The following is a 15,722-nucleotide window of genomic DNA, read 5'->3' on the forward strand; positions in this document are numbered from 1 at the left end:
CAGAGGGCGCAGAGTCAGAGAAGAGAGAGATGAATAATCTAATTAGGAGGGCAACTATAGATTGAAACTCAAAGATCATCCTATTTTATCCAAACTCTGGGCAAACAGCAAGGGCGTTCTGAAAAAGATAAGCGCAGCAAGTGCCAAATGTTGACAAACCAGTCTCTAGCTGCGGTGGTGGATGTACCGCGATATCGGCACAGCAAACCGTTAGGAATACGAGTCACGCCGACGGTGGAATTACCAGGATAAATTGTTGCCTCAGATGGCAAATTTCGCACTTTTTCCACGATTTCTGTGGTTACGGGTTCGCCTACCCAAGCGAGGGTGGCGACTACGGGTTTTCCTGCGAGGCCGTGAGGACTTTCGAGCATTTTTTCTCCACCTTTGAGCAATTGTCTGTCAATCCATAAAGGGCTGTTTTGTTGCCAGATTTCGGTGTGCGAGATCCATTCTCCAGACAAGAACTTTTCGCCCCTAGCACTGCGTCCAAATCTGGTAATTTCCCACAGTAAAATCCTCGCTGTTGGTGCTAATTCTACCCGCAAATTTTGCCGATATATTGCGCCGTCAAAAACTATTGTTTCTTGTGGCAGCCATTCTAAATTAGCACCGGGTTCTAGTTTGATGTCAATATTTTGTTGTGATTCTAGTCCGCTGCTACGATATATTTTACCAGCGGCGGCGCTGGTAATCAAGGCTTTGGCGTTGGGTTGGAGGTGAAAATGGCTGGAAAGTCGATCGCCCCCGACAACTCCACCAGCCGTGTGCAAGATGACGCTGTGACAAATCTCTTTACCTTCAGGATAAAACGGGCGCTGCACCTTTAGGGGCGCTTGCATTTGATTGTGAATGATTTGAGTTGAGCCGCTGCGGTTAGCGTAGACTAAATCCAGGCTGCCGTGCCATCCATTTTCAACTTGATCTATATGTTGTTTGGTCAAATTTTCCGTCACTAATTTTTAAATTTAAAAACATTCCCAATCAAAAACATACCACGACTGCGGCGCTTCCCTGCAATTAGTTAAATAATGATAATCGTTCTCTGAAATATTTTTGGTTTCTGCACTTATTAGTATAAGAATTTACATTTATCAACCATCAGATCGGCGAAGATGCGCGTACCATGTAAAAATCAGTAACTAGAGGAGTGCAGAATATGCCTCAAGTTCTCTTCAAAGTTGATTTGACCAAACCGATGTCAGAACAGGAATTAGTCGGTCACAATCGCTGGCATCCAGATATTCCAGCAGTAGTTTCCGTCAATCCCGGCGATGTATTTCGCATCGAGTGCAAAGACTGGACAGACGGACAAATTAAAAATGACGACAATCCCGACGACATTCGCGATGTAGACTTAACAGTAGTTCACGTTTTGAGCGGGCCAATTTACGTTAACGGCGCGCAGCCGGGGGATATTCTAGTAGTCGATATCCTCGATATCGGGGCTTTGCAAGGGGACGAATGGGGTTTTACGGGAATTTTTGCTAAAGAAAACGGCGGCGGTTTCTTAACCGAACATTTTCCGACTGCTGCTAAAGCAATTTGGGATTTTCAGGGAATTTATACCGCTTCCCGACACATACCAAAAGTCAGGTTTGCTGGGATTACTCATCCGGGTTTAATCGGCTGCGCTCCTTCTCAGGAATTGTTGAATAAATGGAACAAACGGGAAGCGGAATTAGTAGCAACAAATCCCGATCGAGTGCCGCCTTTAGCAGCGCTGCCGAACTCCAAAAATGCAATTTTGGGCTCGCTGCAAGGGGCAGAATTCGATCGAGTGGCGGCAGAAGCGGCGCGCACTGTTCCTCCCCGCGAACACGGCGGCAATTGCGATATTAAAAACCTGTCGCGGGGTTCGAGAATTTATTTCCCGGTTTATGTCGAAGGCGCGAAACTTTCGATGGGAGATATTCACTTTTCTCAAGGAGACGGGGAGATTTCATTCTGCGGGGCAATTGAAATGTCGGGCTACATCGACCTCCACGTTGATATTATCAAAGGTGGCATGGATAAATACGCGATGGTCAACCCGATTTTCAAACCAGGGCCGGTGGAACCCCGCTATTCTGAGTACCTCGTTTTTGAAGGGATTTCTGTTGATGAATTTACGGGTCAGCAGTATTATATGGATGCCCACGTTGCTTATCGACGAGCTTGTTTGAATGCGATCGAATATTTGAAAAAGTTTGGTTTTACCGGAGAACAAGCGTATTTGCTGTTAAGCTGTGCTCCTGTGGAGGGTCGCATCAGCGGCATTGTGGATATTCCCAATGCTTGCTGCACGATTGCTTTACCGACAGAAATTTTCCAGATGGATATTCTGCCGTCTTAATTAGTAGGGCGGGCCGGGCCAGTCAAGGGGGTGTGAACTTAAGACTAAAGCCCTCTGTATCTCTCGCTTTTATCCGAGTCTAGATCCCCCTAAATCCCCCTTAAAAAGGGGGACTTTGAGCGCTCTTCTCCCCCCCTTTTTAAGGGGGGCTAGGGGGGATCTAGAGGAATGTGACTCAGACAGCAGACTGATACTAACTTTGACCTTAAGTTGAACTTAAATTAACACAAATGCGCGGCCCGCCCTAGTCATTGCATCCAAATTTACCCTCAAAAATTGATATGCCTCTATACGATTTTAAGTGTGAAACTTGCGGCATTTTTGATAAGTGGCGCCCTCTTGCAGAATCAGATACACCGGTGCTTTGCCCGAATTGCGAAACTGTTGCTAAACGCATCTTTTCGCCGCCGATGATTTTAACGGGAAAGCTGCGGTTGAAAGGTCAAGAAAATCGGGAACCGGAGGTAGTTAAGCGTTCTGAGCAACCTAAACCGCAGCGGAATCGCGAACACCGAGGGGGACGACCTTGGATGATCGGTCACTGATCCAGTTTGATATTCCGACAGTCCGATAGTCCGGCAGGGAATGAATTCCCTGCCTCAAAGCGAAAGTCCTCTTAAGAGGACTGTAAAGTTAGTATTTGCTTGCTGTGCGTAAGTCCTGTATTTCAGTCGGTTTCAACCGACTTTTGCTATTAGACAGGGACTTCAGTCCCTGGCGGGCCTGGCGGGCCTGGCGGGCAAAGGAAGTATGAATCAATTCTACTCTCTTTAAAAAAGGCTAGGGAGTATCGAAATTTTAAGCGATCGCTGCGTAACTTCTAACCAGATTATACTAATTAATATGCGTTTTAAATTATCCTCCCATGCCAGCAACCCCTGAAAGCCTCCAAAAATTCGTTACCTACTGCCAACAACACATTACAGGCGATGAAAAAGGACAAGCACAGGTATTTTTAGACCGCTTCTTTCGGGCTTTCGGCCACGATGGGGCATTAGAAGCAGGCGCAACCTATGAGGAACGCATAGAAAAAAGCAGCAAAAAAGGTCAAATGGGATTTGCTGATTTGGTGTGGAAAAAGCACGTTTTGATTGAAATGAAAAAGCGCGGTGAAGATTTGACTAAAAGAGAACACCGCACCCAAACAGAACGCTATTATATTCGCCTCAAAAAAGACGATCGCCCGCGCTACGTGATGATGTGCAATTTTGACGAGTTTCACATTTACGATTTCGACCTTCAGCCGGATCAGCCTGTAGACATTATATCCCTAGAGCAATTGCCCGCGCGATCGCCCGCTTTTGCCTTTATGGAATCTACTAGCCGCCGCCCCATATTCAAAAACAACCAAGTCGAGATTACCGAAAAAGCTGCTAGCAGAATGGGGATGCTGCTGGAAATGCTAATCGAGCGCGGCAAAGAGCGCAAATTTGCTAAATTTAATCAGTTTCAGGCACAGCGATTTGTGTTGCAGTGCGTCTTAGCAATGTTTGCCGAAGATAGGGGACTTTTGCCACCTGCACTATTTACTCGCTGCGTCAAAGATTGTCTGGAAGGAGCAAGTTCTTACGATGTCTTGGGCGGCTTATTTCAAGCAATGAATCAGCAGGGAGTCACGCCGGAAGGACGTTATGAAGGAGTCGAGTATTTCAACGGCGGATTATTTTCGGAAATACACCCCATTGAACTGCAACAGGGAGAGTTGAAAATATTAGAAGTTTGTGCCGAACAAAACTGGAGTCAGGTACGCCCTTCTATTTTTGGCAATATCTTTGAATCGGCTTTGAAAACAGATAAAAAACAGCGCCGCGCTTATGGGATTCACTTTACTACTGAGGGAGACATTCGCCGCATTGTTTTGCCCACAATTAGCTATTACTGGGAAGAGCGAATTAACGCTGCAAATACCGTAGCCAAACTGCAAAATCTGCACCAAGAATTAGGTCGCTATCGCGTCCTAGATCCGGCTTGCGGTTCAGGTAATTTTCTGTATGTAGCTTATCAGGAACTCAAGCAAGTTGAAAAGTTACTTTTAGATAAGCTAAACGAGTTCGACGGTACAAGAGGTTATATGAATTTAGTCACGCCGCAGCAATTTTACGGCATGGATATTAACTCGTTTGCGGTGGAGTTGGCGCGGGTGACGTTGATGATTGGCCGCAAGGTGGCGATCGATAATTTGGGATTGAAAGAACCTTCTCTGCCTTTAGATACTTTGGATAAAAATATTGTCTGTAAGGATGCTTTATTTACTGATTGGGTGAAGGCTGACGCGATTATCGGCAATCCTCCGTTTTTAGGCGGAAAGCACATGAGGATTGCCCTGGGAGATGAATATATTGACCGCGTGTTTAAACGCTTCCCTGATGTGAAAGATTCGGTTGATTTTTGTGCTTATTGGTTTCGCATAGCTCACAATAATTTAGAACTAAATGGCAGGGCTGGTTTAGTTGCTACTAATTCAATTAGTCAAGGTAAAAGTCGTGCTGCTGCTTTAGATTATGTCGCGCAAAATGGCGGTCACATTTATGCAGCCGTTTCTACTCAGCCTTGGTCTGGCGAAGCTAAGGTTCATGTTAGTTTGATTAACTGGAGCAAGGAAAAACCGAAAGTTTATTATTTAGATAACCTCGCGGTTTCTAGTATCAACTCTTCGCTGCAAGCTACGATTGATGTTTCTCAAGCTGCTAGGTTGTCAGCGAATTTAAACAAATGCTTTCAAGGGGTAATTCCGGTGGGTATGGGATTTATCGTTACTCAAGAACAGGTTAATGATTGGATTAAAGAAGATACTAAAAATCAAGAGGTTCTTAAACTTTTTTCAATGGGTGCAAATCTAGCAAAGAATCCTAACGGTATGCCGGAACGCTGGATTATTGACTTCAATGATATGAGCATTGAAGAAGCGAGTGAATATGTGCTGCCTTTCGAGTATGTAAAAGCTCATGTCAAGCCTGAACGAGATAAAAACCGCAGAGAAGTAACTAAAGTTAATTGGTGGAAATATGGCGAAAAACGACCAGCAATGAGAAAGGCGATCGCCCCTTTATCTCACTACTTTGCAGTTCCAGAGGTATCCAAATGGGCTGTTTTCGTTCCTTGCTCTTGTGAATGGCTGCCCGGAAATAAAACTAAAGTCGTTGTCTCTGATGATTTTTATATTCTCGGCATTCTCTCATCTAAAATTCACCGAATTTGGATGCACGCTCAAAAATCAACTCTCAAAGGAGATATCGCATACACCCACAATACCTGCTTTGAAACTTTCCCATTTCCCCAGACACCGACTCGTAAATCAGTAGAGCAAATTCGGGCAACGGCGGTCGAATTGCATCAATACCGCACTCAACAAATGTCAGCAAAGCAGTGGGGAATTACTCAACTTTACAATAAATTTTTTGAAGAGCCAACAAGTCAACTTTATAAACTTCATGCTAAGCTCGATCGCGAATGTAATGCAGCTTACGGATTTACTGACAGCGACTATATTTTACCAAAAGTGCTGGAATTAAACCGAGAACTGGCAGAAAAAGAAAAACGGGGCGAATCGGTAGTTGGGCCTTGTGTCCCAACTGACTACAAATACTAATCGCTGTTATCAGAAATTTTGTAAATCTGGGTATAATCACATAGATTGTTGATAGAGATCACAAACACTCTAGTCTAAAAAGAGAGATACTAGGGGAAGCGTTGAGTTTTGAGTGAAAGATTTCAAAATTCAAAATTCAACACTCAAAACTGCTTTCGACCTTCAGCATAAGTGCATTCTGCTTTTCTTCGCTCAATTACTCCTGATTAGTTTGGGAGGAACTTCCAATGTTATTATTTAACCACAGTCAGTCCAAGAATAGCAAGGTAGAGCAAGAGCACTATGCTCAAAAACATTTGTTACAAAAATCAACTATTAATATAACTGGGCTAAAGGCAGAATGCAACCGTTTGCGGATCGGTCAAAAGATTAGCTATGGCTATGCTTTAGCTATCGGCATAGCGATTTTGGGAACTGGTGCGGGACTGAGATTGGGAGACTACTTTCGCAAGCAAGCTTTAGTTCAGGTGAATGTTGCTGGGCAGCAGCAGCAAATGTTGCAAAATTTGCAAAATACCGTATTTGAAGCCCGATCGCACGCGGCGAGATTGCCGGCCGTTTTGGGAAACACGGTGTTGCTGCAATACGAACAAGATCGGTTTTTCGGGCAAATCACTCAGGCGAAAATCCTGATTTCAGAAATTGAATCTTTTGCACTAGAAAATCATGATAGACTAGCAACAGAAGAGGCAGCATTGCAGGCTCTCTTGAAGAAATCTGCCCTCGTCATTGATTACTACGCTCAGCTAATTAAATTGCAGTTAAAAGAAGCGGAAGTAGGGAACTTGCCACCCAACAGCATCGAGTCCGCACAGCTACAAATGTTGAGGACTAGCAGCGGCAAAGAGGCGATCGTACTAGATAACCTTGCTCAACGTTTAACTGACCTAATTTCAACAGTAGAACTTCACAAACAGGAAGGAACCCAAGCATTAGAAGAATCTGAAAATTTGCGAAACCGAATTATTCTCGGAAGTATGCTAATTTCAGCACTCATCGCTGTGGCACTGGCGGACAAAACCAGCCGCGCGATCGCCCAACCCCTCGAAACCGTCACTAATGTGGCTCAGCAAGTCACTCGCGAATCAAATTTTAACCTGCAAGTACCAGTCACAACCGACGACGAAATCGGAGTTTTAGCGGTCTCTTTCAATCAATTAATTCAGCGAGTTAGCGAGTATACAAAAGAACTAAAAGAAACTCAATCCCAATTAATTCAAACCGAAAAAATGTCATCTCTCGGTCAAATGGTTGCAGGGATAGCCCACGAAATCAACAATCCTGTCAACTTCATCGGGGGCAACATTGACTATGCCAACCAATACATCAAAGATTTGGTAGATTTGGTAACTCTCTATCAAGAATATTATCCCAACCCACCAGATGCCATTCTAGAGCGCATCGAAGACATTGAACTCGAATTTCTCAGAGAAGATTTACCAAAAACTCTCTCTTCGATGAAAATGGGAGCCGACCGCATTCGCGAAATTGTCGTCTCCATGCGGAATTTTTCGCGATGCGACGACGGAAAAATGAAATCAGCCGACATTCACGAAGGAATTGATAGCACCCTCGTAATTCTCAATCATCGGCTCAAACAAGGTATTCAAGTTATTAAACAATACGGCAAGTTGCCTGCGGTTGAGTGCTATCTGGCCCAACTAAATCAAGTATTTATGAACGTGATAGGCAATGCAATAGATGCGCTGGAAGAGGTGAAAAAGGAAGACAAAGGCTATTCGCCAACGATTTGGGTTAGCACGGAAGTTACGGCCGACAATACTGTCACCGTCAAGATTCGGGATAACGGGCCGGGAATTGCCTCCGCAAGCGTCCAACAGATATTTGACCCATTTTTTACTACAAAGTCGATCGGCAAAGGTACTGGATTAGGATTGGCTATTTCCTATCAAATCCTTGCCAAGCATCAAGGCAAAATTGAGGTAAATTCTCAAATAGGACAGGGCACGGAATTTGTGATTACTTTGCCAGTTGCTGCGTAATATAGGACGGGCTAGAAGCCCATTCCACAAATTTGGGACGGGCTAGAAGCCCATCCCACAAATCCTGCAAGAATTACTATAAGCTGGCGCGCATCTAATTTGAAGAATCCTCTTTCTGAAAACTCTTGTGGGCTGGGCTTTGAACATCGCCCGAAAAAAATAAAGTTAAATGCCGCAACAGCTTATTAACTCACAAATGATTGAAATGGATGGGGGCGGAGGGACTTGAACCCACACGACCGTTTCGGGTCAACGGATTTTAAGTCCGTAGCGTCTACCATTCCGCCACGCCCCCCTTTGGTCAAGCTGCTGTGGTTTTGAGCCACTAAGAGCAACAGCCTTTTATTCTACAGCCAAAACCCCAATTTACGCAACCCCTAATCAAAAAATTCCCAAAAGTCGCGCTGGATCTCCGCAAGCGGTACAATAGTTAACCAGCTAACGCAGCGTGCCAACTGACTTACCCGTGTTATTATTCCCCTAAAGCAAATCTATGTATATTACCTTACTGCTTTACGCCGTCTTGGCAGGAGCCTACCTCCTGGTAGTACCCGCCGCCACCTACGCTTACCTGAACAGCCGCTGGTACGTCGCTACCTCTTTTGAGCGCGGCTTCATGTACTTCTTGATGTTCTTCTTCTTCCCAGGTATGTTTCTGCTAGCTCCGTTTTTGAATTTTCGGCCCAAACGGCGGCAGATAGAAGCATAAATGCGACGTATTGACGTAATTGGAATCAGTGTCGGCTTTTTTGTAGCAGGTGGGTTTGTCTACTTGCTACTGCAATTTGCCGGACTCGACAGCATGAATGCAGGGATTTGGAGTCAGTTATTTTTGGTCGCCGGCTTGATTGGCTGGCTGGTGACTTATTTATTTCGAGCACTGACTCAAAATATGACCTACAGCCAGCAATTGCAAGACTACAAAGAAGCTGTCTTGCAGAAGCAGCTAGATGCACTCACTCCTGAAGAATTAGCCAAACTTCAAGCCGAAATTGAGCAGGAAAAAGATAATTAGTCATTAGTCATTAGTCATTAGTCATTAGTCATTAGTTATTAGCAATAAACGGTGAAAAAATGACTGCCGACTAAAAGCTAAGGAAGATGAATATAGACCGCCAAGTAATGATTGCTGACTAATGACTAATGACCGCTGACTAATGACTAATGACTAATGACTAATGACCAATGACTGATGACTAATAACTAATGACTAATAACTAATGACTATTTCTAATTGTTTTGAAACGTTACGCAAGAACCACCAATGTGCATTGATTCCTTTTATTACTGCTGGCGACCCCGACTTGGAGACAACGGCTAAAGCACTGCAAATTTTGGATGATAACGGTGCAGACGCGATCGAGCTTGGCGTTCCCTATTCTGACCCGCTAGCTGACGGGCCGGTGATTCAAGCTGCTGCTACAAGGGCTCTACAGCGGGGAACGCGGTTAGATTCGGTGCTGGAAATGGTAGCGAAAGTTAGTCCGAATTTGCGATCGCCCATCATTCTCTTCACATACTACAACCCGATTTTGTACCGAGGTATAGAAACCTTCTTGCAGCAAATCAAAAGTGCTGGAGTTCAGGGATTGGTTGTACCAGACTTGCCCTTAGAAGAAGCAGACAGTCTCATCCAACCTGCCAACAAATTAGGGATTGAACTAACATTATTAGTTGCTCCCACAAGTCCCAAAAGTCGTATAGAAGCGATCGCTCGTCAGTCTCAAGGATTTATTTACTTAGTCAGTGTGACGGGGGTTACGGGAGTACGCGAAGGCTTAGAAACGAGAGCCAAAGAGTTGCTGCAAGAACTTCGCACCGTCACCGACAAACCCATCGGCGTCGGGTTTGGTATATCGAAACCCGAACACGCTCGCCAAGTGAAAGAATGGGGTGCAGATGCTGCGATTGTTGGTAGTGCTTTTGTCAAACGCTTGGCCGAAGGAACTCCAGAACAGGGTTTAGAGGCGATCGGCGAATTCTGCAAAAGTCTAAAAACAGCGATTCAAAATGCTTAGTAAGTGTGCACATACTTTCAGCCATTAGACAGATGTGTGCGATCGGGATAGGCCACGACAATTGCGATTAAAGACCTTGTTGTACTTGAGATCATACATCCACTGCCTTCTGGTTCCTGACCGGAAGGTTTTTTTTTGAACTTAAAAGGCAAAACATCTCAACCTAGTGCGCGCACAGAGAACCAAACAGCCATGTAGGGAAACGACATTGCCTTGTCCGGTGCGGGATGCTGCGACTTTTAATAATAGGTAGAAGATTGAGGATTGTCCATTCCTTCTTCCTGATTGCTGATTTCTATCCGCTCGCCAAGCCGAAGAGCCTTCTTCCTTCTTCCTTCTCCCTTCTCCCTTCTTATTTCTTCCTTCTTCCTTCCTTCTTCCTTCTACTATAACTTAAGGAATGTAACTTGGGATAGATGAAAAGCTGCGGTTTCTATTCGTATACTTAAAAAAGTGTTTAAGTGCCTAATTTGGTAAGGCTAGACATCTACAAAGCCACAAAGCATTTGAGCATCTCACAATAGAAAGGAGCATTTTTATGAAGAGACTAACTGCATTTCTGAAAAAAATTCGAGCTGTACAAATCTTAACAGTTTTTCTGGCTGGCATTTTAGTATTAGTGAGTACAGCCTGCAGCGGCCCTGGTGTGGCGGCAGGAAAAACGGATGTGATGCCAGGAAAAGCTGATGCGAGGGTAGGAAAAACAGCCGACCAAATTAGAGAAGAAGTGCCGACCGGGGCTGTAACGTCCGAATTCAAAGGCGGCATGAACGACTACCCCGATGTCGATCCCAGAAACAAAAAGCTTACAACACAAGAAGCAAAAGCTCAGCTTCTCAAAGAGGAAGCGCAGCACCGCATTGACACGAAATCTAGCAACAATGTAGGCGAAAATGTACGGCGGGTAGCGGATGACGCGCCTGAGAAACTAGGCCAAATTGGGGACAAGGTGAAGGAAGATGCTCGCACCGCCCAGCGCAAAGCTGATAACTTTGGCGACAAAACCAAACAAGGCTTTTCTAATCTTAAAGAAAACACTCGCGATGGCTTGAAGGGAGCAAAAGATATTGTTAAAGAAGCCACGCAGGGAGCAAAAGAAAGAGTATCAGAGGGTACTGAGTCTCTGAGATATGGTACCAGCGGCGGTCAAGAAAATATCAATGATGCAGCACGAGATGCAAGATAGAACGCTGAAGAGGCCTCGGACAAGGTTCCCTAGAAAGTGAGTCGAGATATTGACTGACCTCAACGAGCGACAAAAAGAGCGACAGACGACTAATCTCAAATAACGCTGTTTCCTTCTCGGGAAGCTACATTCCGACAGGGGTTTTAACCCCTGTCGGAATGTAGGTAAAGTCAATCGATTTTAGATTTTAGATTTTAGATTTTAGATTAAAGAATTGAAGCCTTGACCCCACGGATAAATTAGGGGGCAAGTTTATCGGATACAGGTTTTTTATTTCTGGACGGATGAATCCGGGGGCTTGTATCCTGGATGCTTTCGGTCAATCGATTTTAGATTAAAGATTAAAGATTAAAGAATTGAAGCATTGACCCCACGGATAAATTCGGGAGACTGGAATGCCACTGCTTTCACGACGGATTTTTATAATTTCTATAGAGTATATTTGGACTTTTTAAGGTAGTAAGTTTTTGATCGGCTTCGCGGAAATTTGGGCGATCGCGCTATATTAAATTCACTTAATTAGCAATTGTATTTTTCAAGACATGATAAGGCAGCGTTTCTACCGTATTACGCCTTCATTGAATCGCATTTGAGATTAACAGCAGAAACTTATACGTAAGTAAAAAGCTTTAATCTCGATCGCCCAAGTATAAAATGTTGTTCATTAACAGATAATTGGAATTTGGGATCGACCGCTAGAAAATTATGGTATTTATGCCCTAAGATAGATACACTAAGTTTTGTCACCTTAATGTCTGGGTGGAGGCCAGCCGATATGGACGCAATAGTAGATTGGACTACGGTAATACCGGGGTATCGCCCGATCGCGCACTTGTACACAGATTCTCGATCGGCTATCGATCCGTTCGTGCGCGTGAAACACCGACAACCCGCCGCTAAAATTCTCAAACCTACGTCGTGGTGGCGGAGGATTTCCGGGACGCGGTGCTGCCACAATCGAATAAAGTTGCATTAGCGACCGTTAATTGCATCGGGAGAAATAGTCCTCAACCGAACAGACATTCTCGACGAACTTGAACGCAGACCGGTTATTTACAAATACATTAAACATTCCAATCTTTCAATTAATCTAGACTGTTATCTGCCAGATGGAGGTGTATAAATTTTAGCAAAAAGAGGCCACGGATGCGGGATATATTCGAGCCGTAATCCGCCGCCAATCGACAGGGGAAATGGAGGCAAACCTTATCTTGGGAATTCTGTTTTGATGCTAGTAACTATGATGCACGACTTTCATGATGCGCTGGCCGATTTGGCACTCTATGCAGATGCCACACCGGCGGAGCGCCAACAAATCCTTAAGCGCGTTGGGGCTAGTCAGAAAAAACTCAAAGAATTCGCGCACCATACGCCGATCAATTACCAACACAAGTTCGATCTGGTTGAGGCAGAATTGCTCGGCGTTTTGGGACAGACAGCAGAAGCAATGGAACTGTACGATCGAGCTATTACCGGAGCTAAAGCTCACGAATATGTCAATGAAGAAGCTCTTGCCTGCGAACTCGCTGCTAAGTTTTACCTGTCATTGGGAAGAGAAAAAATTGCCCGAATCTACATGATAGATGCCTATGATTGCTATGTCCGCTGGGGAGATCGAGCCAAAATTGATGACTTAGAAAAACGTTATCCTCAATTATTAAAACCGATTTTAGAACCCGCAAAACTCCCTGTACATCCCTTAGCAAATTTTCCAACACCTGCTGGGCAAAATCAATCGCTTCATCCATCCATTCATCCATCCATTCCTCCGTCTGTTTCGGCGAGCGTCTCAGATTTCGGGAATTTTTCAACACTGCTAAAAGCTTGTCAAGGGCTCTCTAGTGAAAGAGAACTCGATCGACTGATTGCCAAACTGATGCAACTGGCGATGAAAAATACAGCAGCTAACAAAGGGGCGCTGATTTTGCCAAATGGCAATCAATGGGAAATCGCGGCTACCAGCGCGATCGACAATTCGGGACTCGAATGGGCGATCGACTTATCATCGGCAAAACTCGATGAAAACAGCGATATCTTGCCCCTCACAATTGTTGACTGCGTTAAAAATTTATTGAAACCTGTGATTGTTCGGGATCTCGCTCAACAACGTGATTGGGATTCCGACTCCTACATCCTCAAATACCAACCGCAGAGCCTGTTGTGTTGGCCGATTCTCGATCGAGGCAACTTAGTCGGCATTTTGTATCTGGAAAATCGCTTAACCGCAAGAGTTTTTACCCGCGATCGCCTGCAACTTCTCAATCTCCTGTGTTCCCAGGCAGCCATCTGTTTGCAAAATGCTCTACTCTATAAAAAATATCAGGATTACAACCTACAATTAGAGCGATCGCTAGTAAAAATTAGTCGAACCGAAGCTCAGCTTGCAGATCAGAAAACAATGCTCCAAGCGATTCTTGATGTCGCTCCGATTTGGATTTGGATGGTGAATCTCAGTGGTAAAGTACAGTTTTTGAACAAGACATTTTCTCAAGATGTGGGCGTGTCTCTGAGCGATTTCCTAGCTGTCGATCATTATAAAGATATACTGGGGGAGAATGCAGCGGGCTGTCTGGCTTCCGATGCCGCCTGCCTTGCTCAAGATTTGCCGCATTACTCCAGCGAAATTCTCAGACTTGTTGACGGCAAACTACACGATTTAGAAATCACGAAAGTCCAGTTAAAAAATTCCCTGGGCGAGACAATCGGGATTATTGGTTTGGCTGTTGATGCCACCGATCGCAAGCGAGCAGCCGAACTTTTGCAAGAGCAAAATCAACAGCTAGAAAGAACTTTAAAAAATTTACAACAAGCACAACTGCAAATCGTGCAAAGTGAGAAAATGTCTGCCTTGGGTAATTTAGTCGCCGGAGTTGCCCACGAAATTAACAATCCGATTGGGTTTATTTCTGGCAATTTAAGCGAAGGTAAAAGAAGTTTGGAAGATGTTATCGAACACTTAGAATTGTATCGCTCCGGTGCATCCCAATCGGAAATAGCCGACCACGCCGAAGAGATAGACCTCGATTATCTTTTGGAAGATTTACCGAAGATGATTGATTCAATGCAACTTGGATGCGATCGCATTTGCAGCATCAGCAACAGTTTGCGTACCTTCTCGCGAGGCGACAAAGACTACAAAGTTCCTTTTAATATTCACGAAGGCATTGATAGCGCTATTTTAATTTTGAAACACCGTCTCAAAGCAAACGAACACCGCCCGCAGATCGAAGTGATAACTAAATACGGCAATCTCCCTAAAATCGAATGTTTTCCCGGTCAATTGAATCAAGTTTTCATGAACCTGCTTGCCAATGCGATCGATGCCTTAGAAGAGTCAAATATAGGACGCAGTTTTAGCGAAATTACCGCCAATCCCAACCGCATCACGATTTGCACGGAGCTAGTCGGCGAAGGGTACATTAAAATTAAAATTGCTGATAACGGCATCGGAATCAAAGAGGAAATTAAACAGCAGATATTCGACCATTTGTTCACGACGAAAGGTGTCGGAAAGGGAACGGGATTGGGGTTGACAATTGTCCACCAGATTGCGGTAGAGAAACATGGCGGAAGCATTGAGGTGAAGGGAGAGCTTGGAGTTGGCACTGAGTTTGCGATCGTTTTGCCTGTGAAGGGAGAAATTTGAACTCAAATTCAATGTTTTTTGGGCGATCGCGTAATAAGATATACTGAATTTTATTGGGGTCTTTTTTTGAAAGCCTTGGCATAACTATTTTAAAGTAGCATCATTTTTTTATCCAGCAGTTGTTCAATCACATCAATTTTTCCAACCAACTTTAAGGAAAATCCGCCATCGGTAGAAAGGGAAGCTAGATTTTTTAGTTCTCCCTAAGCTGTTGTGCACCTAATTTGACACTCAATTTTTCTACAATTATTGTGGAACGGGCATCCTGCCCGTCTCTGGATTCAATTTAAATGCGTAGCAGCTTAGCCAATGGGCGAGTTTTTGAACCAAGCTTTGAGCTACCTTAAAATGTTATGAGTTGCTCGCCCTCATAATAGTAGAGGATTGGTGTGTACGAGGCCAAAACGCTAATGAATTTTACTGAGTGTACCTTATGCGGTTGATAACCGCTATATTGGCTCAGGTGATGTATCTGACGGAGGAAGTAAAAACGATGAAACTGCAAACCATTGGCTCGACGTTACTCTTCTCACTTCTAGCCGCGCTGAGTGGCGGCGATTTTCCCTTCCTCCCTAGTGCTCAAGCCAAAATCCCTTCTCCTATTGATCCCTTGATTCAATCGGCTGGCTAAGCGTCTCCTCAATTTATCACCCTATTCTCCAGACTTTAATCCGATAGAATTATGGTGGTCACAACTGAAAGCTTTTTTACGTCATTTCTCTCCAACCACTACCACTCCAGCTTGATGTTTTACTTGCTACTGGACGCTTATTTACTCAATACTAAATAATTCACAAAGGGGTTGACAAGCTGTTGCTACTGTACTTCATGAAGCGGGAATTGGTTGTATTTTAGACACCCTATAAGGAATGAGAATTAAATAACTCCCACAATAACAATTAAAATTGTAAGTTATTTAATTCGCGATCCTAAGTGAGCGCGTCA

The 15,722-nt window shown here is 44.3% G+C and carries 13 protein-coding genes and 1 tRNA gene; 12 read left to right on the forward strand and 2 right to left on the reverse strand.

The window, feature by feature from the left end; translation table 11 throughout:
• Nucleotides 1-80: 80 nt before the first annotated feature.
• Nucleotides 81-956 (reverse strand): urease accessory protein UreD, encoded by an 876-nt coding sequence (locus tag QUA00_RS14860; protein ID WP_333410096.1) that lies wholly within the window; start codon nt 954-956, stop codon nt 81-83.
• 203 nt (nt 957-1,159) lie between these two features.
• Here QUA00_RS14860 and fmdA point away from each other — a divergent pair, with 203 nt between their 5' ends.
• The 4 genes from fmdA to QUA00_RS14880 all read left to right on the forward strand — a co-directional run bounded on the left by fmdA (nt 1,160) and on the right by QUA00_RS14880 (nt 7,927).
• Complete coding sequence (fmdA, locus tag QUA00_RS14865; protein ID WP_333286524.1) at nt 1,160-2,335, forward strand: formamidase; 1,176 nt, start codon at nt 1,160-1,162, stop codon at nt 2,333-2,335.
• 281 nt (nt 2,336-2,616) lie between these two features.
• Entirely contained in the window at nt 2,617-2,880 is a 264-nt protein-coding gene (locus tag QUA00_RS14870; RefSeq protein WP_333286526.1) for a zinc ribbon domain-containing protein, read from the forward strand.
• Between the two features lie 320 nt (nt 2,881-3,200).
• Nucleotides 3,201-5,924 (forward strand): DNA methyltransferase, encoded by a 2,724-nt coding sequence (locus tag QUA00_RS14875; RefSeq protein ID WP_333410097.1) that lies wholly within the window; start codon nt 3,201-3,203, stop codon nt 5,922-5,924.
• Nucleotides 5,925-6,151: 227 nt separating this feature from the next.
• Nucleotides 6,152-7,927 carry an ATP-binding protein gene (locus QUA00_RS14880; RefSeq protein ID WP_333410098.1) on the forward strand — a complete coding sequence of 592 codons (1,776 nt, stop codon included), beginning with the start codon at nt 6,152-6,154 and terminating at the stop codon, nt 7,925-7,927.
• Between the two features lie 210 nt (nt 7,928-8,137).
• Here QUA00_RS14880 and QUA00_RS14885 read toward each other — a convergent pair.
• A tRNA-Leu gene (locus tag QUA00_RS14885) sits at nt 8,138-8,222 on the reverse strand.
• 198 nt (nt 8,223-8,420) lie between these two features.
• On the opposite strand from QUA00_RS14885, the gene ndhL reads away from it, so the two are divergent.
• The 8 genes from ndhL (at nt 8,421) to QUA00_RS36830 (ending at nt 15,523) form a co-directional block, all read left to right on the forward strand.
• The gene (gene ndhL / locus QUA00_RS14890) at nt 8,421-8,636 is read left to right on the forward strand and encodes an NAD(P)H-quinone oxidoreductase subunit L (RefSeq protein WP_193972727.1); all 216 of its coding nucleotides are present in this window, start codon (nt 8,421-8,423) and stop codon (nt 8,634-8,636) included.
• Nucleotides 8,637-8,942 (forward strand): DUF3007 family protein, encoded by a 306-nt coding sequence (locus QUA00_RS14895; RefSeq protein ID WP_333104690.1) that lies wholly within the window; start codon nt 8,637-8,639, stop codon nt 8,940-8,942.
• A gap of 205 nt (nt 8,943-9,147) precedes the next feature.
• Nucleotides 9,148-9,945 carry a tryptophan synthase subunit alpha gene (gene trpA / locus QUA00_RS14900; RefSeq protein WP_333286531.1) on the forward strand — a complete coding sequence of 266 codons (798 nt, stop codon included), beginning with the start codon at nt 9,148-9,150 and terminating at the stop codon, nt 9,943-9,945.
• A gap of 538 nt (nt 9,946-10,483) precedes the next feature.
• Complete coding sequence (locus QUA00_RS14905; RefSeq protein WP_333286533.1) at nt 10,484-11,131, forward strand: DUF6658 family protein; 648 nt, start codon at nt 10,484-10,486, stop codon at nt 11,129-11,131.
• Nucleotides 11,132-11,906: 775 nt separating this feature from the next.
• Nucleotides 11,907-12,107 carry a hypothetical protein gene (locus QUA00_RS14910; RefSeq protein ID WP_333286535.1) on the forward strand — a complete coding sequence of 67 codons (201 nt, stop codon included), beginning with the start codon at nt 11,907-11,909 and terminating at the stop codon, nt 12,105-12,107.
• A 252-nt stretch (nt 12,108-12,359) separates the two neighbouring features.
• The gene (locus tag QUA00_RS14915; RefSeq protein ID WP_333410101.1) at nt 12,360-14,777 is read left to right on the forward strand and encodes an ATP-binding protein; all 2,418 of its coding nucleotides are present in this window, start codon (nt 12,360-12,362) and stop codon (nt 14,775-14,777) included.
• Between the two features lie 433 nt (nt 14,778-15,210).
• Nucleotides 15,211-15,408 (forward strand): hypothetical protein, encoded by a 198-nt coding sequence (locus tag QUA00_RS14920; protein ID WP_333307548.1) that lies wholly within the window; start codon nt 15,211-15,213, stop codon nt 15,406-15,408.
• Entirely contained in the window at nt 15,401-15,523 is a 123-nt protein-coding gene (locus QUA00_RS36830; protein WP_445252049.1) for a transposase, read from the forward strand. The genes QUA00_RS14920 and QUA00_RS36830 overlap by 8 nt, the downstream gene beginning before the upstream one ends.
• The last annotated feature ends 199 nt before the right edge of the window (nt 15,524-15,722 follow it).

Origin of the sequence: Microcoleus sp. T2B6 (assembly GCF_036700475.1) — a bacterium.
GTDB lineage: Bacteria > Cyanobacteriota > Cyanobacteriia > Cyanobacteriales > Microcoleaceae > Microcoleus.